Genomic DNA, 24,397 nt, shown 5'->3' on the forward strand with positions numbered 1-24,397 from the left:
GTCGGCCCCCCAGTTCCGGCGACATGACGCGCCGGACGGGGGGCCATAGATTGCGGCCGTGAGCACCGGCAGCGTAGAGGACATCTACGAACTCTCCCCGTTGCAGCTGGGCATGTTGCTGCACACCGTGCACGACGGGTCCGCGGACATGTACCTCGGCCAGCACGTGTACACATTGGAGGGTCCGCTGGACGCGGACACTCTCGTACGCGCCTGGCAGGTGGTGTTCACGGCGCATCCCGCGCTGCGCACCTCCTTCCATTGGGAGGGCCTGGACAAGCCGCTCCAGGTGGTGCACCGCGACGTGACCGCCGAAGCGCACCGGCACGACTGGTCCGGCCTCGGCGAGACCGAGCAGCGCGAGCGCCTCGACCGGCTGCTGGCCGACGACCGCGCCCGGGGCTTCGACCTGACCGCGCCGCCGCTGCAACGGCTGCACCTGATCCGGCTCGGCCCCGACCGGCACGGGCTGGCCTGGTCGCACCACCACCTGCTGCTGGACGGCTGGTCGGTCCCCGTGTTCATGAACGACGTCATGGCCCACTACCAGCGGCTGACCGCCGGCGGGCCGCCGCCACCGGCCGCCCCGCCGTACCGCGACTACATCGCCTGGTTGCAGAAGCAGGACATGACCGCCGCCCAGCGGTTCTGGACCGAGACGCTGGCCGGCTTCACGCCCCGCCACCTGGTGCCGCTGCGCGCCGCCGACGTCCGGCGCGGCACCGGAGCCGTCGACCGGTACACGATGACCATGCCGGCCGACCTCGAAGCCGGCCTGCGGGCGGCGGCGACCCGCCACCGCGTGACGCTCAGCGCCCTGCTCCAGGCGGTGTGGGCGGTCGTGCTGCGCCGGTACACCGGGGCGGCCGAGGTGACCTTCGGCTGCGTCTCCTCCGGCCGCCCCGCCGACCTGCCCGACGTCGACCGCATCGTGGGCCCGTTCGTCAACACGCTGCCGGTGCCGGTGACCGTGCCGGAGGAGGGCGACCTCGGCGACTGGCTGCGCGACCTCCAGGCCCGGCACGCCGAGATCCGCCGGTACGAGTTCAGCCCGCTCGCCGACATCAAGAAGTGGGCCGGTACGCCCGGACAGCACCTCTTCGAGAGCCTGCTCGTACTCGACAACTACGCCTTCACCGTCGGCGGTGGCGACGGCGGCGGCGATGCCCTGACCGCCCGCACCGAGGCCCGTTTCGACAAGGTGAGCGTGCCACTGTCGCTGGTCGTCACGCCGGAGCCGGTCTCCGAGCTGCAACTGCTGGTGCACCGGGACCGGTTCGACGCCGGCTTCGCCGACGACCTCTCGACCTGCCTGCGGCTCACCCTCACCGCGCTGCTCGAAGCCGACCGCGTCGAGCAGGTCGCCGCGGCGGCCGGTCCCATGGTGGCACCGGCTCCGGCCGGCGACGCGGCACCGCCGTCCCCCGACCGGCCGCCCACGCCGCCGGCCACACCGGAGGAGGAGGCGATCGCGGCCGTGTACCGCGAGATCCTCGGCGTCGACGACATCGACGTGACCAGAAGCTTCTTCGAACTCGGCGGCGACTCCTTCGACGCGGTGCGCGCCATCGGCCGCATCGAGGGCGCCACCGTCGCCATGCTCGCGGCCAACCCCTGCGTACGGGATCTCGCGCAGGCCCTCGCGACCGCCGCGGCCGACCAGCCGGACGCCGCGCTGGACGAGGAGATCGCCGATCTGGAGCGGCAGGTGGCCGACAGCGCCGGCCTGGAGCTGCTCGTGGCCGGCCAGGACGCGCTGGAACGGCTGGTGGCCGAACGCGAGGACCTGGAGCGGCAGCTCGCCGAGAAGCGGGCGGCCAAGGGGGAGAAGGCCCCGCCGCCGGCGTGACCGCGTCCCCGAATTCGTTGACGGTGCCTGACGTTACGGCGAGGTTACGATCTTCTATGTGAGCCTGTCAGTAGAGGATACAGTCGCCGACATCGCGCTCGCGGACAGCGTTTCACCGCTGGAGCCCGACGCCTCCGTGGTGCTGAAGCTGACCGGTGCCAGCACGCGGGTCGGACCGGCCACCTGGGGCCAGTTGCACATGCTGCGCCACCTCGCGCGGGCCGGCGACAACGCGCAGATCTTCAACTACCACACGCTGCTTCCGGTGCCGGACGGATGCGACCTGCGGCAGGTGCTGAACGCCGTACGCGACGTGCTGGACCGCTTCGAGACGCTGCGCACCACCTGCCAGCCCGACGGCGACGGCTGGCGGCAGACCGTGCACGGCGACGGCGAGCTGGCCTTCCGCCTCTACGAGGCGCCGGCCGAGCGGGTCCAGGGCGTGGCCGAGCGGGCGGCCGAAGACCTGTCGGCCCGGCCGTTCGCGGTCGGCTCCGAGTGGCCGGTGCGGTGCGCGGTCGTGCTGACCGCCGGCCGGCCGGTCGTCCTGGTGGTCGCCTTCAGCCACCTGGCCCTCGACGCCGGCGGCGGTCTGGTGGTGCAGCGGGAGCTGTCACGACTCCTCGCGGGCGGAGCGCCGCAGCCGCCGCCGGCCTGGCAGCCGGTGGACCAGGCCGAGCACGAGCAGTCCTCGGCCGGGCGCGAGCTCAACGAGCAGGCGATGGCCTTCCTGCGCCAGGTCCTGCGCTCCGCGCCCGCCTCGATGTTCGACTTCCCGCTCGGGGAGCCGGTCGCCGAGCGGGCCGTCGTGCTCGAACTGCGGTCACCGGCCGCGGCTGCGGCCAACGCGCTGCTGGCCGACCGGCTGCGGGTCTCCACGTCGAGCGTGTTCTTCGCCGCCGTCGCGGTGCTCCTCGGTGCCTACTCCGGGCGCACCACCACCGTGATGCATCTCGTGGCCAACAACCGCACCAGCGAGCCGCAGCTCTCCCTCGCCGCCAACCTCGCCATGGACGGCGTCTGCGCGGTCGACTTCGCCGGGCTCTCGTTCCGCCAGGTGATCCGGCACGCCTTCGAGGCGAGCATCGCGACGTACCTCAACAGCCAGGCCGACCCGTCGCTGCGGTGGGAGACGATCGGCCAGGAGGGGCGGCGGCTGGGCCGGTACATCTGCCTCGGCGCGGCGCTCAACGACGGCCGGCCGCCGGCGTCCGAAGTGGAGGAGGTTGGCGACGAGCCGCTGGAGAGCCTGCTGCGCCGCACCGAGCTGATCCGGCACCACCACCCGTTCGGCGGCGGGCGGTTCTACATCCACGCCGGCGGCACCGGTGCGCAGACCGCGTTCACCTTCATCGGCGACGCCCTCTACGTGCCGCACGAGGCGATGTCGCGGCTGGCGTACGGCTTGGAGCGCCTGCTGGTGACCGCCGTGGCCCGGGACATCCCGGCCGCCGAGATCCCCGCGATCGCCGGCGTCCAGCCGGTGCGGCGCGGCCCGGAGTGGGTACGCTGCCCGGACGGCTGGGCGGACCTGGCGGCCTCGCGGGAGCTGTGGCGCACCGTGGCCGGCACCGAGGCCGCCGACATCTACCCCGTCGCCATCGACGGCTCACTCCACCGACTGGTCGGCTACCTCTGCGCGCCCGCCGACGAGCGGTCGATCGCCGACCTGCACCGCGACTTCATGGCCGCGCTGGAGAAGTCGACGGCGATCCGCACGCCGGACTGGTACGTGCGGTGCGCCGAGGCGCCGGTCTCGCGCACCGACCGGGGCTCCTGGGCGGGGCTGCCCGTCGTGGCGGAGGGGCACGGCCGCTGACGAGCCGCCCGCCGCCGCGCGGGACGGGTCACGCCCCGGTCGGCGAGTAGGCGGTGGCCTGGATGCCGTACAGCTCGGCGTAGCGGCCGCCACGGGCCATCAGCTCGGCGTGGCTGCCGGACTCCACCAACCGTCCCTTGTCGAGCACCAGGATCAGGTCGGCGTCGGTGACCGTGGAGAACCGGTGCGACACGATCACGGTGATCGCGCCGGTACGGGCGGCCAGCTCGCGGGCCCGGGCCATGTACCGCTCGAAGATGGCGTGCTCGCTGTGCGCGTCCAGGGAGGCGGTCGGCTCGTCCAGCACGAACAGCAGCGGTTCGGTGCGCATCGAGGCCCGGGCCAGCGCGGTCTTCTGCCACTGTCCCTCGGAGAGCTCCACGCCCTCGAACACGCGCCCGAGCTGCGTGTCGAGCCCGTCCGGCAGCCGTTCGACAAGTGGTTCGGCGTCGGCCGCCCGGACCGCCGCGAGGACCCGGCCGCTGTGCCCCAGGTGCGGCAGGTCGCCGACGCCGACCGTCTCGGCGAACCGGATCTTGAAGCGGCCGAAGTCCTGGAACGCCGCGCTGGACCGGGCCCGCCAGCCCTCGGTGTCCAGCTCGGACAGGCGCGTGCCGTCGACCAGGATCGCGCCGGAGTCGGGCTGGTAGAACTTGCACAGCAGCTTCACCAGCGTGCTCTTGCCCGAGCCGTACTCGCCGACGACCGCGATCACCGAGCCGGCCGGGAGGTGGCAGCTGACCTCGTCGAGCGCCCGCCGTTCCGTACCCGGATAGCCGAACGTGACGCGCTCGAAGGTGACGCCCTCGCGCAGCGTGTCCGGGCAGGGCCGGGCGCCGGCGGGCCGGTCGCGGTGCGCCGCCACGTAGTCGCGCAGCCACAGGTACGGCTCGATGACCCGGGCGCCCCGCATCGCCTCGTTCGCGCCGAAGACGGTGTCCTGGATGGAGTCGCGCAGGCTGACCGCCACCGTGACGGCGAGCACGATGTCGCCGACCGTGCCGGTGCCGTTCGCCGCCCGGTACACGACGAGCCACAGGCCGGCGGCGAACCCGGTGGTGAACAGCGACCAGCCGGCGAGCTTCCAGGCGGCCGCGCCAACCCGGGCCCGGAACCAGCCGCGGGTCACCTCGTTCCACGCGTCGGCCTGGCGGCGGGCCAGCTCCTCGCCGGAGCCGGAGACCCGGATCTCCTTGCCGCCGGCCGCCTCGGTGGCGAGGTTGAACAGGTGCCGTTGCAGCCGCATCGCCTCGGCCGTGTCGGTCTCCGCGTTCGTCACCAGCCGCTGCCCGCGCTGGTCGAACCAGATCGGCGCGGCGGCGAAGACGAGCAGCACCAGCAGCCACGGGCTGACCATGCCGAGCAGGGTCAGCAGCAGGGCCAGCTTGACCGCGTTGAAGACCGCGTCGACCGCCGTCCACATGCCGAACATGAGGTTCCAGGCGGCGCCGCGCACCACCGTGACCCGGTCCAGGAAGTCGGTGCGCTCCAGGTGGTCCAGCCCTTCCAGGCCGGCGATGTCGGCGTGGATCTGGCGGTGCAGGTGCAGCAGCCCGACCCGCTCGACCAGCAGCATGTGCAGGACCGCGTCGATGCCGCCCAGGTAGATGCCGACCGCGAAGGCCAGCGCCGCCGCGGCCGCGCCGGCCACCGCCGCCTCCGGGTCGCCCTGGATGACGCCGTCGACGGCCGCCCGCAGCGCCAGCGCCGTCACCGTGACCACGGTCGCCGACGCCGCCTTCACCGCCAGCGCGGCCGCGGTCTGCCCCGGGTACAGCCGCCACGAAACGCCCAGCAGCTCCGCCCACAGCCTCACGTACCGCCAGCTCACCGCAGCTCGCCCTCCTCGACCCGGTCGTCGTGGCCGCGCCGGAACCGGTCGGCCTGGACCGCGAACATCGCCGCGTACGCGCCGTCGAGCGCCATCAGCTCGTCATGGGTACCGGATTCGGTGATCCGGCCCCGGTCGAGCAGCACGACGCGGTCGGCCTGGCGCACGGTGGAGAGCCGGTGCGAGATCAGCACCACGCTGGCGTCGCCCTTGTGCGCCGTGAGCCGCGCGAAGACGTCGAACTCGGTCCGCACGTCCAGGTGCGCGGTCGGCTCGTCCAGCACCAGCAGCCGCGCGCCGGTGCGCACCGCGTACAGCGCGCGGGCCAGCACCACCTGCTGCCACTGCCCGCCGGACAGGTCGACCCCGCCGGTGCGCGAGCGGGCCAGCGGGGTCTGCCAGCCGCGCGGCAGCCGGTCCAGTACCTCGTCGAAGCCGGCGTCCCGGGCGGCGGCCTCGATCGCGGCCTCGTCGCGCGGCACGCTGCCGTGCCCGAGCGCCACGTTGTCGGCGGCGGTCAGGTGGTACCGGACGAAGTCCTGGAACACGATCGCGATCCGCTCCCGCCACGCCTCCGCTCCGATGTGGACGATGTCGGTGCCGTCGGCGGTGATCCGCCCGGCCGTCGGCTCGTACAGCCCGGCGAGCAGCTTGATGAGCGTGGACTTGCCCGCGCCGTTGAGCCCCACGACGGCGAGCAGCTCGCCCGGCCAGATCTCCAGGTCGAGCCCGTCGAGGACGCGCCGGCGCGTACCGGGATAGGTGAAGCTCAGCCCTTCGAAGCGGACCAGCGGTGGTGCGGTGGCCCGCGGCGCGTCCGGTGGCGGCGGTGCGGCGGGGCGCGGCGGCGGTGCGGCGCGCAGCTCCTCGCGGAGCTGGTCGAAGGCCCGGACGCAGGCCAGCCCGCCGACGATGTCGTGGACCTCGGTGCCGAAGACCCGGTAGACCGAGGAACCGGCCGCGAAGACGGCGGTGGCGACCCCGACCGAGGTATCTCCGCGCGCGCCGGAGAGCGCCACGGCCACGAACGCGATCCCGAGCGGCACCAGCGCCAGCAGGAAGTGCGCCCACTGGCGGGTCATCAGCCGCCCGCCCAGCCCCCACACCGGCTCGAACATCTCGCGGATGTGCCGGTCGATCCGGCCGACCGCCCAGTCGCCGAGGCCGAAGACGCGGACCTCCTTGCCCTCGCCGGAGGAGGTGACCGCGTCCTGCCAGACCCCCGCGCGCAGGCCGCCGTCGATGCCGCGCAGCCACGTCCGGTGCCACATGACCGCCCCGTGCCGGTCGAGCTGCTGGACCGCCAGCGCGGGCACGACGAGCAGCGGGACGAGCCACCACGCGTACGCGGCGAGGACCGCGCCGGCGCTGACCAGGCCGAGCAGGCTGGCCAGGAACGCGAGCAGCGACAGCGCGCCCATGCCCGGCGTCCGCTCGGTCCAGTTTTCCGGGTCGGCCCGGGCCTGCCGGATCAGTCGCTGCACCTCGGGGCGCTCCAGCGCGCCGATGGTGTCGCTGGTCGAGGCGAGCCGGGCCACCTCGACCCGGTGCGCGCCGTCGATCCGGCACCTGGCGAGGAAGAACAGCGGCTCGCGGACCGCGTCCAGCCCGTGCCCGACCAGCAGGAGCACCGCGAACATGACCAGCGGTGCCGCGGCCACCGCGGTCAGCCCGGCCGCCTCGGTGGTGCCGACCCGCTCGATGAGTACGGCCAGCGCGACCGCGGTGCCGGCCGGCACCAGGCTCGCGACGAGGAGGAAGGCGACGATCGCGGTGAGCAGCCCCGGACCGGCCGCGCCCAGCCGCCGCAGCAGGCGGATCCGGTCGCGGACGGCGGCGAGAGCCATGTCGTGGTCGACCTCCCGGTGCGGGGCGCCGAGGTGGCGAGACATCGAAACGCTTCGCACGATGCCGACCCACGCTCGCATCCCGCCCGAGGGCTGTCAATCGAGTTGCCGGCCCCTGGAACGCGGGCCTGGCGGCGCGGTGACCGGTGCGGAACCATGGCCCGCGCCAGCCGCCGCGCCGAGCTGGGCACGCCCGAGGCCGAGGACCTGCGACCCGCCACTGTGGACACGACGCGAAGCGGGGGCCGTCGTCACCGACGGCCCCCGCTCCGTTCGCGGAAACCGCGCTCCTACGCGTAGGTCTCGAACTCGGCGACCCGCGGCGTACCGCTGGCGCTGGTGATCTGGAAGGTGACCTTGCGCAGCGAGGTCTGCGAGAAGGTGATGACGCCCGCCCCGCTGCCGGAGGCCAGGACCGCGCCGGTGTCGGCGTTGAGGACCCGGTAGGCCCCGATGAGGCCGGTGGCGCCGGACGCCTCACGGATGTTGATCCTGGACACGGTGGTGGCGGAGCCCCACTTGATGGAGATCGATCCGGTCGTGCCGGACGGCGACCAGTACGTGGTCATGCTGCCGTCCTTCACGTTGCCGTAGCTGGTGCCGCTGGCCTTGCTGGAGCCGTCCGCACCGGCGCCCGAGATGAGGCTGAGGTTGGTCCCGCCGCTGGGGGGCGGCGTGGTCGGGTTCGGCGGCGGCGTGGTCGGGGGCGGCGTGGTCGGGTTCGCCGTGGTCGGCGCCGGCGTCGGGCTGCTCGGCGTCGAGCAGTTGCCGTTCGAGGTGCGGATGCCCGTGTTGGCGCCCGCCGTCTGGCGCACGATGTCCGGCACGCAGCTGGCCCCGTCCAGGCGGTACGAGTACGGGATGCTGACGGTGGTGTTCGACTGCACGTTGGGGCCGGCCGGCCGCGTGTCGCCGCCCGGGCTCGACCAGGTCACGTTGTCGAAGATGTTGCCGTTGACCTGCCAGTAGCCGAGCTGGTCGGTGTAGAAGGTGCCGAGGACGTCCTTGGAGTCCTCGAAGTAGTTGTTGTCCACCCTGGCCCGCGCCCCGGCCCGCGAGTTGATGCCGGACTCGTGGAGGTTGACGTAGTGGTTGTTGTAGATGTGCGCGATGCCACCGCGCAGCAGCGGGGTACGCGAGTCGATGTTCTCGTACCGGTTGTGGCTGTAGGTGATGAAGCCGTTCGAGGTGTCGCTCTCGCTCGACCCGACCAGGCCGCCGCGGCCCGAGTTGCGCAGGATGCTGTAGGACAGGGTCACGTACTGGACGTTGTCCTTCAGGTCGAAGAGGCCGTCGAAGCCCTCCGACTCGCCACCGGACGCCTCCAGCGTCACGTGGTCGACCCAGACGTTGCGGACCGTGCTCTCCATGCCGATGGCGTCACCGCCGTTGGAGGTGGGCGAGCCCGACTTCTTGACGTTCCGGACGGTCACGTTCTGGATGATGATGTTGCTGGCGTCGCGGACGTGGATGCCCAGTTGGTCGAAGACGGCTCCGCTGCCGACGCCGATGATCGTGACGTTGCTGATCTCTTTGAGCTCGATCTTGTCGGCGGCGGTGTTGCAGCTGTTGCCCGACACCTTGGTCGTGTTGCCGTGGTTGATGGTCCCCTGCACCTCGATGGTGATCGGGGTGCTGCTGCTGGCCCGGTTGCACAGGGCCGCGTGGATCGCCGTGCCCGTCGTGGCCCGCACGGTCTGCCCGCCCGCACCGCCGGTGGTCCCGCCGTTCTGGGTCGCGTAGCCGGTGGCGCTGCCCACCGCCGCCGACGCCTGGGGTACCGACAGCGCCACCGCGATCGCGGCGCCCGCGACCGTCGTGGCCAGTGCCGCCGTGAGCGACACCGCGAGTGATCGTTTCATCTCGTCTCACCTTCGTCTTCGAATGCTCGTGTTGCTCGTACGCCGGTCAGTGCGGCGGGGCCGGCCGGGGCGTAGGCGGGCGCGCGGCACCCGCCGAGGCGCTCGGCGTCGTGGGTCGAGTGATCCGTCCGTGTGGCGTTGGCGGCGAGGACACCACCTGCGCGACGTGGTCTGGGCGAAGCCGGCGCCGTAGGGGAGCGCCGAGCGTCCTCGTCGGAGGTGCGCCCTTCGTCGGATCGGCAGCGGCCTGTGCGGGACGCCGCTGCCCGGCGGCCGCGGTGGTCGCCTCCGGGACGGTCGTGTGTTGTTGTCGATGGCGCCGATGTGGACCAGCGGCGAGGTCTCAGCCTCACGCGGGTCGTCCGGCGGTCCGCCGTGGACGGTGCGGGGCGACGACCGCGTCTACCGTGGCCGCCCGCACACCGCTATTGGCATCGCCCGATATGCCTCCGTCCGTCACAAAGTGAAACATCAATGAAACGCCATCGTAGGAAAGCGGTTTCCTTGAATGCAAGGGTTGATGTTTGCAGATTTGTTGCAGTGCTTGGCGGCGCCGGGAGCAGCGGAAGGGGCCGGACCTCGCCGGCGGACACCGCCTGCGGCGGGCGCGCCAGCTCGCGCGGCCGGCGCCGGGCACACGCCGGGCCGGCGGCGAACCGCCGCCGGCCCGGCCAGGGTGCGCGCCGCCACCGACATCGTTGTCGTGACGACGCACGCCTGCGTGTGACGTGCCGCCGAACCGCTCAGGGCGGGGCGGCTCCCCCGGCGCCGCGCACTCGCTCGGACAGCGGTAGAAGGCGCGGGCCACGAGGTCCGTCCAGGTTTGATCAACACTCTGGTACGGGGATGTGGCGGTAGTACCCCGGATGTACGACAGCTTCATGACAACGCCGGTTGTCATGAGACCGTCATGGGTTCGCGCAGGCGCCTCCACATCGCCCGGCCACCCTGGTCTCGGCGACGGGAGGGTACGAGTGAGCGCGGTGACACAACCAGCGGCTGGACCGGTCTCGGTGCCGGTGCTCGAGCTCTACCTCACGGAGCGGCTGGACCTCGGCTGCCTCGCGCCGGTGCGGGCGGCCCTGGACGCGGCGGTCCGGTTGTGCCCGGACCGGCTGGTGCTCGACATGGCCCGGTGCGCGGCGATCGACGCCGCGGGCGTCGCTCTCCTGCTGGACGTGCACCGGCAGCTCGTGCGGGTCGGCGCCCGCCTCACCCTGCGCGCGCCGACGCCACGGCTGCGGCGGATCCTGCGGATCTCCCGCGTGGACCAGGTGCTGCACGTGGTGCCGGAGGAGGCCCCGGCCGCCGGCCGCCCGGTGGAGCGGTCGGGGGGTGCGTGGTGATGACACCGTGGCCGCTCCCCGACGACGACGCCATGCCCGGCTCGCCGTCCCGCCGTCCGGCGCCGCGGACGAGCGACGACAAGGTGGTCGCCGACCGGGTCGTCGCGCGGCTGGTGCACGACGACCGCACCCGTACGCAGAACATCTCGGTCGAGGTGCAGAACGGCGTCGCCATCCTCACCGGCTACGTCGACACGCGCGAGCTGGTCTTCGTCGCCGGCTGGCTGGCGTGGCAGACGCTCGGTGTCGTCGACGTGTGCAACGTTCTCAAACCGTCCGATGGAGACGGTGACGGCCTGGCCGGCGTGTGAGGTGCCGCGCGGCCGTCAGGTCTGGTCGATCACGGTGAACGTGACCGTGGAGTCCCGGAGGGCGGCGTCGAGGGACTTGCCGGTCAGGGCGCGCACCGCCTCGCTGTCGAGGAACACGCGCGCCCCCGCGGAGTCGAGGACGTGATCGCCGTTCACCGGGCCACTGACGACGCCCACCGTGAGCGCGCTGGCCGCCGATCCGGCCGCCGATCCGATCGCGATCCGCAGGCCGGCCTCGACCGGCAGGCCGGGCCGGTCGGTGAGCTGGCGGATGAGGCCGATCGCGTTGTCGGTGAGAGTGACCATCGGTGTGCTCTGCTCCTCGTACGTGTTCCCGGTGCGATGCACCGATCAGGACGGAGTGCCGATCAGGCGGGCCGGCCTCACCCCGCCCGATCGGGGGATGCAGAAGGGCGGGGTGAGGGCTCAGCGGCGTCGCGGTCACGTAGCCGGGCGCCCGCTCGCACGGGGCCGGCTGCGGCGGCCGTACACCAGTCTTCGGCCGGCGCGTACAGCCTCTGGGCGGGGTATGGCGGTAATCCCGCGGTCGTATGACAGTCCCGTGACAAACCCCCCGGGGACGCCGACCCGGTCTGTCTCCGGGTCGCGCGACTGGGCATCATCAGGGGGTGGAGCGGTGCTGGTGATGAGACGGCCTGGCCTGCGTGTCCGGGTCGCGGCCGGCTTCGCGGCGGGCGCGTTCGCGCTGTCGGCGTCGATGGCGGCGCTTTCGTACGAGTTCACCAGCCAGGCCCTGACCGCCGGGCGGGAGCGCAACGCGCTGCGCTCGGCGTACCTGGAGGCGGGCGTGGTGCACGCCGGCCTGGCCGCCGAGCAGCCGGACATCGTGGCCGTGCTGGGCAAGCTCAACACCGGCAACACGCGCCGCGTGCTGCTCCATCGCGAGGGCCGTTGGTACGCGCGGGGCGCGGACGCCGGCCTGACCGACGCGGTGCCGCCCGGGCTGCGGAGCCTGGTCGAGCAGGGCAAGCTGGGCATGCAGCGGGTCCGCACCGACGGCGGCCCGGCCGTCGTGGTCGGCGTGCCGCTGCCCTCCAGCGGCGGCTTCTACGTGATCGACTCGATGCGGGAGCTGGACCAGACCCTGCGTACCCTCGCGCTGGTGCTCACTCTCGTCGCGTGCGGCACGACCGCGGGCGGTGCGGTCCTGGGCTGGTACCTGACCCGCCGCGTGCTGCGCCCGCTGGACACCGTCACCGCCGCCGCCCGCGAGATCACCGCCGGCGACCTCAGCGCCCGCCTCGACCCGGCCGCCGAGCCCGACCTGGAACGGTTGACGGCGTCGTTCAACGAGATGGTCGACCGGCTCTCGGCGCGCCTGGAGCGCGACCGCCGGTTCGCCGCCGACGTCAGTCACGAGCTGCGTTCGCCGTTGCAGACCCTCTCCGCCGCCACCAGCGTGCTCGGCCGGCACCGTGCCCAGCTCGACGACCGGGCCGCGACCGCGGTCACCCTCCTCACCGACGAGGTGGCCCGCTTCCAGCGGCTGGTCGCCGACCTGCTGGAGCTGGCCCGCGACGACCAGCCGGCACAGCGCGCACCGGTCGACGTCGCCGAGCTGGCTCGCGAGGAGTGCCGTGCCCGGGGACTGGCGCCCGAGGTGGTGCGGGTCCTCGACGCAAGCCCTTCGACCTGGACGGTCGACCGGCGCCGAGTGACCCAGATCCTGGGCAACCTGCTCGACAACGCCGACCGGCACGGCGGCGGCGCGACGGCCGTCCGCCTCGGCCAGACCGCCGGCGCCTACGTGCTGGAGGTCGACGACGAGGGGCCCGGCGTACGGCCGGAGGACCGGTCCGCCATCTTCGACCGGTTTGTCCGCGGGCCGGCCGCCGGCGCCCGCGGCGACAGCGACGGCACCGGCCTCGGACTCGCCCTCGTCGACCGGCACGCCACCGCGCACGGCGGCCAGGCGACCGTGACCGACCGGCCCGGCGGCGGCGCCCGCTTCCGCGTCGAGCTGCCCAGGACGAACCGGTGACCGCGCCCCGCCGGGCCGCCGCGCTGGCGCTGCTGCTCACGGTCGCCGTCGCCGGCTGTGGCGTGCACGCCGAGGAGTCCGCGCGCGAGGTGAGCCCGCCCGGCGGCGTGTCGCAGGCGTGGACGACCGAGACGCCGCCGGACCCCGAGCCGGGCACCGGTGCCGTCCCGGAGCGGCTGTACCTGGTCCGCGACGGGGAGCTGGTCGCGGTCACCCGCAACGTCGAGACCCAACCGAGCGTCGACAACCTCGTCGAAGACCTGCTCGCCGGCCCCACCGACGCGGAACAGCGCGAGGGTCTCACCAGCGCGCTGCTCGGCAACGACATCATCGTCGGCGTCCAGTTGGCCGGTGGCCGCGCCACCGTCGAGCTCACCGACGCCATCGACGAGGCCGGCCGTACGGACCAGATCCTCGCCTTCGCCCAGATCGTGTGCACCCTCACCGCCCGACCCGGCATCACGGCCGTGTCGTTCACGCGTGGCGGGCAGCCGGTCGGCGTACCTCGCGCCGACGGCTCGCTCTCCGAGACACCGGCGACCGCGGCCGACTACCTCAGCCTCGTCGCCGGCCAGTGAAGCGGGCGTACGCGAAGCCGGGATGAAGCGGTCGGTCCGGCCGCCATCCACGGGGACCGCGGCTGGGCGGGTCTGCGTCGTGCTCCCGCCGGAGGAGCCATCAGGAGACCGGCCAGGTGGCGGCCCGGTCCGCTCCAGCGTCCCGGGGCGGAAGTTCTCCACCAGGACAGATTCGGGCTGCCGCGATGCCCGTCGCGGTCCAGACCGTCGCTCCCGCGGCCGCGTCCTCCGCGGTCCACGACCCACGCTGTGCGTGGCGAAAAATTGACCCTATGGGTCAACTTTTCGCCACGGACGCGTAGCGTCCGTCCGTTTCCGCGCGCCGGCCGGCGGGGACAGGTTCGGGGCGCCACGGCGAGGGCTCTTTGACCCGGGTGGCGGTACGGCTCACGATGGTCGGTGTGGTGCGATCATTACCGGACCGGCCGACCGGGCGGCGGCGCGAGAGCGTGCCCAGCATCCGTGACGTGGCGGCGGCCGCGGGCGTGTCGTACCAGACGGTGTCGCGGGTCCTGAACCACTCGCCGAAGGTCAGCCCGGCCACGCGGCAGCTCGTGCTGGACGTGATCGGGCGGCTCGACTACCGGCCCAACCGGGCGGCACGGGCGCTCGGCTCCGGCCGGGCGGCCGCGGTCACGGTGGTCACGGCCGACACGACCCTGTACGGGTACGCCTCGACGCTGCGCGGCATCGAGGAGGCGGCCCGGACGCGGGGGCTGGCGGTGGGGGTACGCGTCGTGGAGTCCGACCGGGGCGACGACGTGCGCCACGCGGTCGACTACGTCAGCGACCCCAGCGCGGGCAGCGTGATCGTGGTCGCCTTCGACGGGGCCGGCGCCGGTGTGCTGCGGGCGCTGCCGGCGGCGGTGCCCGCGGTGGCCGCGACCGAGGCCGGCGGGCTGGCCGACACGCCGCGCACCATGCTCTTCCTGGACGAGCGGCAGGCCGCGGCCGAGGCGACCCGGCACCTGCTCGACCTCGGGCACCGGACCGTCCACCACGTGGCGATCCCCTCCGAGACCGGCACCAGCGCCCGCCAGGCCGGCTGGCGGGACGTGCTGGAGTCCGCCGGCGCGCCGGTGCCGCCGGTCGGGCGCGCCGGCTGGGACCCGCGCTCGGCGTACCAGGCGGGGCAGCGGCTGGCCGCTGACCCGGCGGTCACCGCGATCCTCTGCGGCAACGACGACACCGCGCTCGCCGTGCGCCGCGCGCTCTACGAGTCCGGCCGGGACGTGCCCGGCGACGTGAGCCTGGTGGGCTTCGACGACGTGCCGGGGGCGGCGTACTGGACGCCGGCGCTGACGACCGTGCGGATGGACTTCGTCGCGCTGGGGCGGGCCTGCCTGGCCGCCGTCGCGGCCGAGGTGACGGGGGAGGCTCAGCCCGAGCTCGCGCTGGCCGCGCCCCGCCTGGTGGTACGCGAGTCGACCGCGCCGCCCCGGGCGCGTTGAGAAACCTGTTAGTAACAAAAAGGTAACGAACCCTTCCCGTCGGTTCGTGTGACCGATCACACTCACATCCACCGGGCGCGTGTGACCGATCACATCGATGTTTGGGAGGGTCGATGAAGACGAGAGTCGGCTGCTGTGTGGCGATGGTCGCGGTGCTCGCCGCGGCGGTCCTGCCGGCGGTCCCCGCCAGCGCGGCGCCGTCGCAGTTGCTGGTGGACCTGTCGGTGGGCACGGGCGCGCTGCGGTACGGCGCGACCGGTTTCCTCTACGGCCTCGGCGACGAGGGCATCCCGAACGAGACGATGCTGGCCGCGCTGCGCCCGCAGGTGACCGCGCAGAAGGCGCCGGAGGGCCTCCAGCATCCCAACGGCGACGCGCTCAAGGTGGCCCCGATGTTCCGCCGCGCCGGCGGGCGCGAGATCCAGATCTACATGCAGGACATCTACCAGCAGTGGCCGTACGAGAACCTCGGCATCGCCGACTACCTGTCCAAGGTGGACACGATGACCCGCAAGGTGGTCGCCGATCCCCACCGCTCGTCCTATGTGTACGTCCCGTTCAACGAGCCGGACCTCATCTGGTACCAGGGGAACCTCAACGGATTCCTCAACGCCTGGCGCACCGTCTACCAGCGGATCCGCTCCATCGACCCGTCGGCGCGCATCGCCGGCCCCAACTTCGCCAGCTACCGCTCCGCCGACCTGCGGACCTTCCTCACCTTCGCCCGGGACAACGGCGTGCTCCCGCATGTGATGACCTGGCACGAGCTGGGCAACGACTTCTTCACCGACTGGCACAACCACTACAACGACTACCGCGCGATGGAGAGCAGCCTGGGCATCAGCGCCCGGCCGATCAACATCAACGAGTACGGGCGCTCCTCCGGCGACCTGGGCGTGCCCGGCAACCTGGTGCAGTACGTGGCCAAGTTCGAGGCGTCCAAAGTGGATGCCTGCCTGGCCTACTGGACCACCGCCGGCGGCCTCAACGACCTGGTGACCCGCAACAACCAGGCGACCGGCGGATGGTGGCTCTACAAGTGGTACGGCGAGCTGACCGGCAACACCGTCGCCGTCACCCCGCCGTCGCCGGGCGGCTCGCTGCAGGGCGTGGCGGCCCTCGACGCGGGCAAGCGGCAGGCGCGGGTCATCTTCGGCGGCAACAACCCGGCCTCCGGCACGTACGACACCAACCTCGTCGTCCGTGGCCTCGGCGCGGCCAGCTACCTCGGCTCCACCGTGCACGCGACCGTCTGGGGCGTGGACAGCTCGGGCCTGAACCCGTCGGCCGGGCCGTACCTCGTGCGGGAGGGCGACTACACCGCCAGCGGCGGGCAGGTGACGATCCCGCTGACCGGGCTCCGGGGCAGCTCCGCCTACCACGTCGTGATCACCCCGAACACCGACCTGTCGGCCGCCGGCCCGTCCTCGCGCTACCAGGCGGAGTACGCCCGGATCGAGGGCTCGGCCCGGATCGCGTACGGCACCAACACCGGCTACTCCGGCACGTACTTCGTCGAGGGGTACGGCGCGAGCACCAACGCCAGCACGAAGTTCGTCGTCACCGTGCCCTCGGACGGCTACTACAACCTGGGCCTGCGCTACTCGGCCGGCCCGTACACCGGGGCGCCGGCCAACCGGTCGGTGCGGCTGCGGCTCAACGGCGCCGACCTGACCGACCTGGCGCTGCCCGGCACCGCCAACTGGAACACCTGGAACACCGTCACCACCAAGGTGTTCCTGCCCGCCGGGATCAGCCGGGTCGACGTCAACGCGTACGCCGGCGACGACCGCGACGCCGTCAACCTCGACCACCTCGACGTGACGGCCACCACCGGCACGGTCACCACGTACCAGGCCGAGGCGGCCGGGAACACGCTCGGCGGCACCGCCGTGGTGGTCAGCGACGGCGCGGCCTCCGGCGGCCGGTACGTCGGCTGGGTCGGCGCCGGCGCCGCCAACACGTTGCGCTTCAACGGCGTGACCGTGCCGTCGGCGGGCCGGTACCGGATGGTCGTGGGGTACGCCAACGCCGAGGTGGTGGGGGAGCACCAGTACAACAACAACATCGTCGACCGGTACGCCGACATCAGCGTCAACGGCGGCCCGGCGAGGCGCTCCTACTTCCGCAACACGCTCGGCTGGTCGACGTACCGCACGGCGGTGGTCGACGTCGACCTGGCGGCCGGCGCGAACACCATCACCTTCGGCAACGCCTCCAGCGGCTACGCGCCCAACCTCGACTTCATCCAGATCGCCGCGGCCATCGGTTAGTCGAGCAACCGGTCAGGAGAGCAACCGGTCAGGAGAGCAGGAGTGACCTCGTTGGAACCCGTCACCAGCCTCGTCTGGGGGCACTCGGCGCTGACGCTCACCGTCGACGTCTCCCCGGACGGGCCGGTGGCCGTGCGCACGCTCGCCGGCGACCGGCGGCCGACCCCACCACGCGCGACCCAGCCGCTGGTGGAGGTGCTGGTCGCCGGCGAGGGGCGGGCGCACGTGTCGAGCCGCTTCTCGGAGACGGCCATCGGGCGGCGGCTGGCGTACGCGGGCAGCTCGCAGCGGCGTGACGGCGCCTGGCGGGAGCTGCGGATCGCCCTGCGGGACGCGCGCACGGGCCTCGCCGTGGAGACCGTCTTCCGGTCGCTGGCGGGCGTGCCGGCGTGCCAGGTCCGCACCGAGGTCACCAACCGGGGCGCGGCGCCGGTGCTGCTGCTCGGCGTGACGTCGTTCGCCGCCGGCTTCGGCGCCCGGCCGGTGCGAGACCTCGACCTGGTACGGGGCGACAGCGAGTGGCTCGGCGAGGGCCGGTGGAGTCGCCGGCCGCTGCGCGAGGCCGTACCCGACCTCGAACTCGCGTTGCACGGCCAGGACGGCCGGGGCCGGGTCGCGGTCACCAGCCAGGGCACCTGGTCCACCGGCACGCACCTGCCCACCGGCGGGCTCGTCGACCGGGTCGGCGGCGCGGCCTGGCTGTGGCAGGTGGAGCACAACGGGCCCTGGCGGTGGGAGGTGGGGGAGCGGCGCGACGGCGCGTACGTGGCGCTGCTCGGCCCCACCGACGTCGACCACCAGTGGGCGCAGCGGCTCGCCCCGGGCGAGACGTTCACATCGGTACCCGTGTCGGTGGCCGTCTCCGAAGGCGGCCTGGACGGCGCGGTCGCGGCGCTGACCGCCCACCGCCGCGCGCTGCGCCGCCCGCATCCGGACCGGTCCGCGCTGCCGGTGGTCTTCAACGACTACATGAACACGCTGATGGGCGACCCCACCACGGCCAAGCTGCTGCCGCTGATCGACGCGGCCGCGGACGCCGGCGCCGAGGTCTTCTGCGTCGACGCCGGCTGGTACGACAACGGCACCGCGTGGTGGGACAGCGTCGGGGAGTGGCAGCCGTCGCAGACCCGCTTCCCGCGCGGCATCGAGGAGGTGCTCGCCCACATCCGCGGTCGCGGCCTGGTGCCCGGCCTGTGGCTGGAGCCCGAGGTGATCGGCGTGCGCAGCCCGATGGCCGACAAGCTGCCGGCCGAGGCGTTCCTGCAACGCGACGGCGTCCGGGTCGTCGAGCACGAGCGGTACCACCTCGACCTGCGCCATCCCCGCGCGGTCGCGCACCTGGACGAGGTGGTGGACCGGCTGGTCGAGCAGCTCGGCGTCGGCTACCTCAAGCTCGACTACAACATCGACCCCGGCGCCGGCACCGACCTGGCCACCGAAAGCGTCGGCGCCGGCCTGCTCGGCCACAACCGGGCGCACCTGGCCTGGCTCGATCGGCTGCTGGACCGGCATCCCCACCTGGTACTGGAGAACTGCGCCTCCGGCGCGATGCGGATGGACTACGCGCTGCTGTCCCGGACGCAGTTGCAGTCCACCAGCGACCAGCAGGACTTCCGGCGCTATCCGCCGATCGCCGTGGCGGCCCCGATGTCGGTGCTGCCGGAGCAGTCGGCGAGCTGGGCGTACCCGCAGCCGGAGATGTCGCCCGAGGAGATCGCGTACACCATGTGCACCGGGATGCTCGGCCGGCTCTACCTCTCCGGCCGGCTGGACCGGATGGACGCCGGCCAGCGCGAGTCGGTGCGCGCCGCGGTCCGCGCGCACCAGGCCATCCGGGCCGACCTCGCGACCGCGGTGCCGCTGTGGCCGCTGGGCCTGCCCCGTTGGGACGACCCGTGGCTGAGCCTGGCCCTGCGTTCCGGGGAGGTCACGTACCTGGCGGTGTGGCGGCGCGGGGGCGCCACCGCGCCCGTACCGCTCGCCCTGCCGCACCTGCGCGGACGGGCGGTCGACATCGACGTGCTGTACCCGCGGGAGCTGCCCGCCTGGCGGTTGGACTGGGCCGCCGGGACCGGGTCGCTGACCGTCACCCCCACCGGCGCGGAGCCTGCCGCGCGACTGCTCCGGATCACCGAAGGATGAACCCGATGAAGAGATGGACCAGCCTCGCCGCCGCGGCGGTGCTCACGCTCGGTCTCGCGGCGTGCAGCGACCCGGCCGCGCAGACCACCACCGGCGCCGCCGCCACGTGGGCCGACCCCACGGCGAAGCTCGACGGCGTCAAGCTCACCATCTGGGCCGCGCAGAACAGCAACACCGTGCCGGAGAAGGTCGTCGAGGGCTTCCAGGCCGCGACCGGCGCCACCGTCGAGGTCGTGACCATCCCGGACCCGTACGAGCAGGGCATCCAGACCAAGGTCGCCACCGGCGACAAGCCGGACATCGCCTTCTGGCAGCCGACCGCATCCATGCTCACCGCCATCAACGCCAGGACGAACCTCCAACCGCTGAACGACGCGCCGTGGCTGTCGAAGATGGCCCCGGACCTGCGCGACATCACCGGAATCCTGGACGGCGACCGGTACGCCGCGCTGATCACCAGCCCGGCCGTGGAGGGCGTCTACTACAACAAGGAGGTCTTCGCGGCCAACGGCGTCACGGCCACGCCGAAGAACTTCGCCGAGATGGTCACGCTCGCCCGCACGCTCAAGGGCAAGGGCGTCACGCCGTTCCACGAGATGGCCGCCGACCGGTGGGGCACGCAGTGGTGGGTGCAGATCCAGCTCGCCGACGCGGCCAAGGACGGGCTGTGGGCGAAGATGAACACCGGCGAGGAGACCTTCAACAGCCCGGTCGTGCTCGACGCGATCAGGACGTACAAGTCGCTGATCGACGAGGGGCTCTTCAACGCCGACATCAAGACCGCCACGTTCGAGGACCAGGGGGCAGCGCTGCTGGCCGGCGACGCGGCGATGGTCGTACAGGTCAACTCCTTCTTCGGCCAGCTCCAGGCGAAGGCGGAAACGGCCACGCTGGACAAGCGGATCGGCTTCTTCCCGATCTCGCCCTCCGGCAATGTCGGCACCTTCATCCCGGACCAGTCCAACGCGCTCGTGGCGTTCAAGACCGGTGACGCCAAGCGGGAGGCCGCCGCCCGGCAGTTGCTCGCGTACTGGATGGGGCCGGGCTACGCCGGCTTCGTCACCGACCGCAACACCGTCTCGCTGCAACCGTCGGTGCCCAACCCGGCCGGTGTGCCGAAGGCGCTGCTGGATGTGCACGCCGCGCTGCCGTCCTCGGTCGGGTCGATGCAGGCGCTCGCGGTGGCCAACCCCGACCTCTACCTCAACCTCGCCGACATGATCACCGGCACGATGTCACCGGAGCAGGTCGCCAAGGCGACGCAGGACCAGTTCGCCCAGCTCGCCAAGGCGGCCGGGGCACCAGGGTTCTGATGGCCACGGCTACCCGCACACCGGCGGTCCAGCGGCTCGCGGTGGCGCCCCCGGCGTCGCCGCGAGCCCGGCGTGGTGCCATCGGGCGGAGCACGCATCCGATGTGGTTCCTCGCGCCGGCGTTCGCGATCCTGCTGGTCTTCTTCTTCCTGCCGACCGTCTTCAACTTCGTCTACGCCTTCACCGACTGGTCGAGCTTCAAGAGCCAGATCAACCCGGTCGGGCTGGACAACTTCGAGCAGCTCGCCACCAGCGGCACGCTCTTCCGGGCGCTGCGCACCACCGTCGTGTACGCGCTGCTGGTCGCCGTCTTCCAGAACCTGTTCGGCTTCGCCCTCGCCGTCCTGCTCGAACGGGACACCTGGCTCAACCGGCTGGCCCGGGTCTTCTTCCTCGTCCCGGTGCTGATGTCCGCGCTCGCCGTCGGGTACGTCTTCCAGGCGCTGCTCAAGCCGGAGGGGAGCCTCAACCAGCTCGTCGAGGGCGTGACCCGGCAGCCGTTCGACTACGCGTGGCTGGGCGACACCACGTGGACGATCGTCGTGGTCGCCGCGATACACGGATGGAAGTGGATGGGCCTGTCCATGCTGATCTACCTGGCCGGGCTGAAGACCATCCCGGAGGACCTGACGGAGGCGGCCCGCATCGACGGCGCGTCCCGGTGGCGCGTGTTCTGGCGGATCCGCTCGCCGCTGCTGGCGCCCGCGGTCACGTTCAACGTCGCCACCGCGCTGCTCGGCTCGATGAACGGCTTCGACATCGTCCAGGCCACCACCGGCGGCGGGCCGGCCCGTACCACCGAGATCCTCAACATCTTCATCTACCGCACGTTCGGCCAGGGCCTGTTCGCTCAGGCCACCACGATGAGCCTGGTCCTGTTTCTGCTGGTGGCCCTGATGGCGTTCCCGGTGATCCACCTGCTGCGCAGAAGGGAGCGCGTGCTGTGAACAGTGACGCGCCCCTCTGGCGCCGGCTCCAGCCGGTCGTGACCGTCCTGCTCGTGGTCACGTTGATCGGGATTCCACTGTGGCTGGTCGTGGTGACCGCCGGCAAGTCGCGGGGGGAGGCGCTCGAACCGAACCTGTCGCTTCCCGCGGACTGGCAGCTCTGGGCCAACCTCCGGGCGGTCTGGACGGACGGCGACGTGCCGGCCGCGTTCTTCGGCAGCCTGCTGGTCGTCGTGCCCACGGTCGCCGGCGTACTCACCTTCGGGTCGATGGCCGCCTGGATACTCGCCCGCCGGGCCACGCGCGTCAACGCCGTCCTGTACGCGCTCGCGATCAGCGGCATCGTGCTGCCCCCGGCGGTGGTCACCGTCGTGCTGCTGCTGCGCCAGCTCGGCCTCGCCGGCACCGCGGTCGGGATGATCGGCGTCTACATGGGCATCTACATGTCCACGGTGGTCTTCTTCGTCACCGGCTTCGTCCGCACGATCCCCCCGTCGCTGGAGGAGGCGGCGCAGATCGACGGCGCTGGCCCGGTCACGGTCTTCCGGCGCGTCGTACTGCCGATGCTGCGGCCGGTGCTCGCCACCGCCACGATCCTCATCTGCCTGTACGTGTGGAACGACGTCTTCTACGCGTTCTTCGTCGTCGGCGGCCGGCTCGACACGCTGCCGCTCAACCTCTTCCAGGTCGCCAGCGCCGGCCTGTACCTCGAGAACTGGCACCTCATCTTCGCGTACGTGCTCCTCATGAGCCTGCCTCTGATCGCCGTCTTCGCCGTCGCCCAGCGCAAGATCATCTCCGGTATCACCAGCGGCGCGGTGAAGTAGGTCCCCCGGTACTCGGGACTTTGGTCCTGCCGGGTTGGGGAGTTCCGGCACCGGTGCTGCCGGTGGTGCGCGGGGCACGCTGTGGATGTCGAGAAAACAGGACTTCCACTCCCGGAGGCGACGATGACCACCAGCAGCGCCGAGGCCAGGGTCCCGGCCCACGCACTCGAACGGGCCGAGGCGCCCGGTCACATGCTCACCACCGCGGCCGCCCGCGCGCTGGCCGTGCTCCGCGTCAGCACCGGGTTCGTGTTCCTGTGGGCGTTCCTGGACAAGACGTTCGGGCTCGGCTACGCCACGCCGGGCGAGCGGGCCTGGATCAACGGAGGCTCGCCGACCAAGGGCTTCCTTTCCCACGTCGAGGTCGGACCGGTCCAGTCGCTGGCGCACTCGATCGCCGGCGCCTGGTGGGCCGACACGCTCTTCATGCTCGGCATGGCCGCCGTCGGCGTCGCCCTGATCGCCGGGGTCGGGCTGCGCGTCGCCGCCGGCGCCGGTTCGCTGATCATGGTCATGATGTGGGCGGCGGAGTTTCCGCTGGACCGCTTCACCGCGGCGGGCGAGGCGTCCGGATCGACCAACCCGTTCATGGACTACCACCTGATCTACGCCGTCGTCCTGGTCATCCTGGCCCTGACCTACGCCGGACACACCTGGGGGCTCGGCCGGCTCTGGGCCCGCCTGCCCTTCGTGCGGCGCAACCGCTGGATGATCTGACCCCGCCCCGGGAGCGTGTGCCGGGCCGCCAGCAGGCGGCCCGGCACACGTGTCGTGCCCGCTCGTCGCAGGTTTCCGCCTCCCTCCAGCGGGCACCACCAGGACATGGACACCGCTGCCACGACCGCCAAGGGCCGGCCGGAGGAGTCGCGAGAGCCCCATGCCGCTCACGCGTGACCTGGCCGACTCCGTCGTCGTCATCACCGGCGGCTCGGGGGGAATCGGCGCGGCGACCGCGCTGCGCCTGGCCGGCCGCGGCGCTGCGGTGGTCGTCGGCGCCCGGCGCGAGCACGCGCTGGCCGACGTCGTCGCCGCCTGCCGGGCCAGGGGTGGGCGTGCTCTCGGGCTGCGCACGGACGTCACCGACCCGGCCGCGGTCGAGGCGCTGGGCCGCCGGGCGGTCGAGGAGTTCGGACGGGTCGACGCGTGGGTCAACAACGCGGCGGTCGTCTCGTACGGCACCTTCACCGAGACCCCGATCGACGAGTTCCGCCGAGTGATCGAGACGAACCTGCTCGGCGTCGGGTACGGGACCCGTACCGCGATCTCCCACCTCCGGGCCACCGGCGGCGGCGTGGTCGTGAACGTCGCCTCGGTGCTCGGCGAGGTGACGGTGCCCTACCTGAGCGGGTACGTCGCGGCCAAGCAGGGGGTGCGCGCGCTCTCCGGCACAGTGCGGCAGGAGCTGCGCCTGGCGGGGGAGCGGGACATCTCGGTGTGTGTCCTGCTGCCCGCCTCGATCGACACTCCGATGTACCGCCACGCGGCCAACCACACCGGCGCGCGGATCGCCCCCATCCCACCGGTGTACGCGCCCGACGTGGCCGCCCGGCGGATCGTCCAGCTCCTCGAACATCCCCGCCGCGAGGCCCACGCCGGCCCGGCGGGCGCGTTTCTGGCCTGGCAGTGGCGGCTGGCGCCGGGGCTGCTGGAGCGGGTCATGGCGGCGTACACCCACCGGACCGCTCTGCGCGCCGAGCCCGTCCGGCCCACCTCCGGCACGGTCTTCGCACCTGGCGACGACCCCTCCTCGACGGACGACGGCTGGCGGCGCCGCCCCTGGGTGGTCGCCCGCCTCGCCCGCCTCGGTGCCGCCGGTGCCAGGCTCGCCCTCGCCGGCTGGCGCCACGCCAGGGGCTAGCGGACCTGTTCCAGGGGGTACGGGGAACCTGCCGGTGGCTTCCGCCGGAAATGTCCCGGCGTGTGCTGGCCGCCGTCTCGGCGCCACGCTCCGCAGGCACCTGCTGCTGGCGGACGCGCGCGCGGACGTTTGCGCGATCCG

At 72.7% G+C, this 24,397-nt stretch carries 18 protein-coding genes; 14 read left to right on the plus strand and 4 right to left on the minus strand.

Annotated elements, in window-relative coordinates:
* The first annotated feature begins 58 nt into the window (after positions 1–58).
* Together ACFFIA_RS29405 and ACFFIA_RS29410 are read left to right on the plus strand one after the other, a co-directional pair.
* Positions 59–1,849, plus strand: coding sequence for a condensation domain-containing protein (locus ACFFIA_RS29405; protein WP_377256791.1), 1,791 nt, complete (start codon positions 59–61; stop codon positions 1,847–1,849).
* Between the two features lie 58 nt (positions 1,850–1,907).
* Positions 1,908–3,668, plus strand: coding sequence for a condensation domain-containing protein (locus ACFFIA_RS29410; protein ID WP_377256794.1), 1,761 nt, complete (start codon positions 1,908–1,910; stop codon positions 3,666–3,668).
* Positions 3,669–3,696: 28 nt separating this feature from the next.
* Here ACFFIA_RS29410 and ACFFIA_RS29415 read toward each other — a convergent pair whose 3' ends face one another.
* The 3 genes from ACFFIA_RS29415 to ACFFIA_RS29425 all read right to left on the minus strand — a co-directional run bounded on the left by ACFFIA_RS29415 (position 3,697) and on the right by ACFFIA_RS29425 (position 9,208).
* Positions 3,697–5,499, minus strand: a complete 1,803-nt coding sequence (locus tag ACFFIA_RS29415) for an ABC transporter ATP-binding protein (RefSeq protein WP_377256796.1) — start codon at positions 5,497–5,499, stop codon at positions 3,697–3,699.
* A complete protein-coding gene (locus tag ACFFIA_RS29420) occupies positions 5,496–7,391 on the minus strand; it encodes an ABC transporter ATP-binding protein (RefSeq protein WP_377256799.1) in 1,896 nt (631 codons plus the stop codon). Before ACFFIA_RS29420 ends, ACFFIA_RS29415 begins: the two co-directional genes overlap by 4 nt.
* Before the next feature lie 245 nt (positions 7,392–7,636).
* Positions 7,637–9,208, minus strand: coding sequence for a pectate lyase family protein (locus ACFFIA_RS29425; RefSeq protein ID WP_377256801.1), 1,572 nt, complete (start codon positions 9,206–9,208; stop codon positions 7,637–7,639).
* A 974-nt stretch (positions 9,209–10,182) separates the two neighbouring features.
* Between ACFFIA_RS29425 and ACFFIA_RS29430 the strand changes: the two genes are divergently transcribed.
* Both ACFFIA_RS29430 and ACFFIA_RS29435 read left to right on the plus strand, forming a co-directional pair.
* On the plus strand, positions 10,183–10,554 hold the full coding sequence (locus ACFFIA_RS29430) for an STAS domain-containing protein (protein WP_377256804.1): 372 nt from the start codon (positions 10,183–10,185) through the stop codon (positions 10,552–10,554).
* The gene (locus ACFFIA_RS29435) at positions 10,554–10,865 is read left to right on the plus strand and encodes a BON domain-containing protein (RefSeq protein ID WP_377256807.1); all 312 of its coding nucleotides are present in this window, start codon (positions 10,554–10,556) and stop codon (positions 10,863–10,865) included. The genes ACFFIA_RS29430 and ACFFIA_RS29435 overlap by 1 nt, the downstream gene beginning before the upstream one ends.
* 15 nt (positions 10,866–10,880) lie before the next feature.
* Here ACFFIA_RS29435 and ACFFIA_RS29440 read toward each other — a convergent pair whose 3' ends face one another.
* A complete protein-coding gene (locus tag ACFFIA_RS29440; RefSeq protein WP_377256810.1) occupies positions 10,881–11,213 on the minus strand; it encodes an adhesin in 333 nt (110 codons plus the stop codon).
* A gap of 298 nt (positions 11,214–11,511) precedes the next feature.
* Here ACFFIA_RS29440 and ACFFIA_RS29445 point away from each other — a divergent pair, with 298 nt between their 5' ends.
* The 10 genes from ACFFIA_RS29445 (at position 11,512) to ACFFIA_RS29490 (ending at position 24,256) form a co-directional block, all read left to right on the plus strand.
* Positions 11,512–12,867 (plus strand): sensor histidine kinase, encoded by a 1,356-nt coding sequence (locus ACFFIA_RS29445; protein ID WP_377256812.1) that lies wholly within the window; start codon positions 11,512–11,514, stop codon positions 12,865–12,867.
* Complete coding sequence (locus ACFFIA_RS29450; RefSeq protein WP_377256815.1) at positions 12,864–13,445, plus strand: GerMN domain-containing protein; 582 nt, start codon at positions 12,864–12,866, stop codon at positions 13,443–13,445. Before ACFFIA_RS29445 ends, ACFFIA_RS29450 begins: the two co-directional genes overlap by 4 nt.
* Before the next feature lie 374 nt (positions 13,446–13,819).
* Positions 13,820–14,896, plus strand: coding sequence for a LacI family DNA-binding transcriptional regulator (locus ACFFIA_RS29455; RefSeq protein WP_377257280.1), 1,077 nt, complete (start codon positions 13,820–13,822; stop codon positions 14,894–14,896).
* Between the two features lie 113 nt (positions 14,897–15,009).
* On the plus strand, positions 15,010–17,169 hold the full coding sequence (locus ACFFIA_RS29460; protein ID WP_377256818.1) for a carbohydrate-binding protein: 2,160 nt from the start codon (positions 15,010–15,012) through the stop codon (positions 17,167–17,169).
* 42 nt (positions 17,170–17,211) lie between these two features.
* Positions 17,212–19,311: a glycoside hydrolase family 36 protein gene (locus ACFFIA_RS29465; RefSeq protein WP_377256821.1), complete on the plus strand. Its 2,100-nt coding sequence runs from the start codon at positions 17,212–17,214 to the stop codon at positions 19,309–19,311.
* 5 nt (positions 19,312–19,316) lie between these two features.
* On the plus strand, positions 19,317–20,624 hold the full coding sequence (locus ACFFIA_RS29470) for an ABC transporter substrate-binding protein (RefSeq protein WP_377256824.1): 1,308 nt from the start codon (positions 19,317–19,319) through the stop codon (positions 20,622–20,624).
* Positions 20,624–21,571 carry a carbohydrate ABC transporter permease gene (locus ACFFIA_RS29475; protein ID WP_377256827.1) on the plus strand — a complete coding sequence of 316 codons (948 nt, stop codon included), beginning with the start codon at positions 20,624–20,626 and terminating at the stop codon, positions 21,569–21,571. The genes ACFFIA_RS29470 and ACFFIA_RS29475 overlap by 1 nt, the downstream gene beginning before the upstream one ends.
* Positions 21,568–22,398, plus strand: coding sequence for a carbohydrate ABC transporter permease (locus ACFFIA_RS29480; protein WP_377256830.1), 831 nt, complete (start codon positions 21,568–21,570; stop codon positions 22,396–22,398). Before ACFFIA_RS29475 ends, ACFFIA_RS29480 begins: the two co-directional genes overlap by 4 nt.
* 192 nt (positions 22,399–22,590) lie before the next feature.
* Positions 22,591–23,115, plus strand: coding sequence for a hypothetical protein (locus tag ACFFIA_RS29485; RefSeq protein WP_377257283.1), 525 nt, complete (start codon positions 22,591–22,593; stop codon positions 23,113–23,115).
* Between the two features lie 160 nt (positions 23,116–23,275).
* Positions 23,276–24,256, plus strand: a complete 981-nt coding sequence (locus ACFFIA_RS29490; protein ID WP_377256833.1) for an SDR family NAD(P)-dependent oxidoreductase — start codon at positions 23,276–23,278, stop codon at positions 24,254–24,256.
* Positions 24,257–24,397: the final 141 nt, after the last annotated feature.

The sequence above is a fragment of the Phytohabitans kaempferiae genome, from assembly GCF_042433955.1.
Classification (GTDB): Bacteria; Actinomycetota; Actinomycetes; order Mycobacteriales; family Micromonosporaceae; genus Phytohabitans; species Phytohabitans kaempferiae.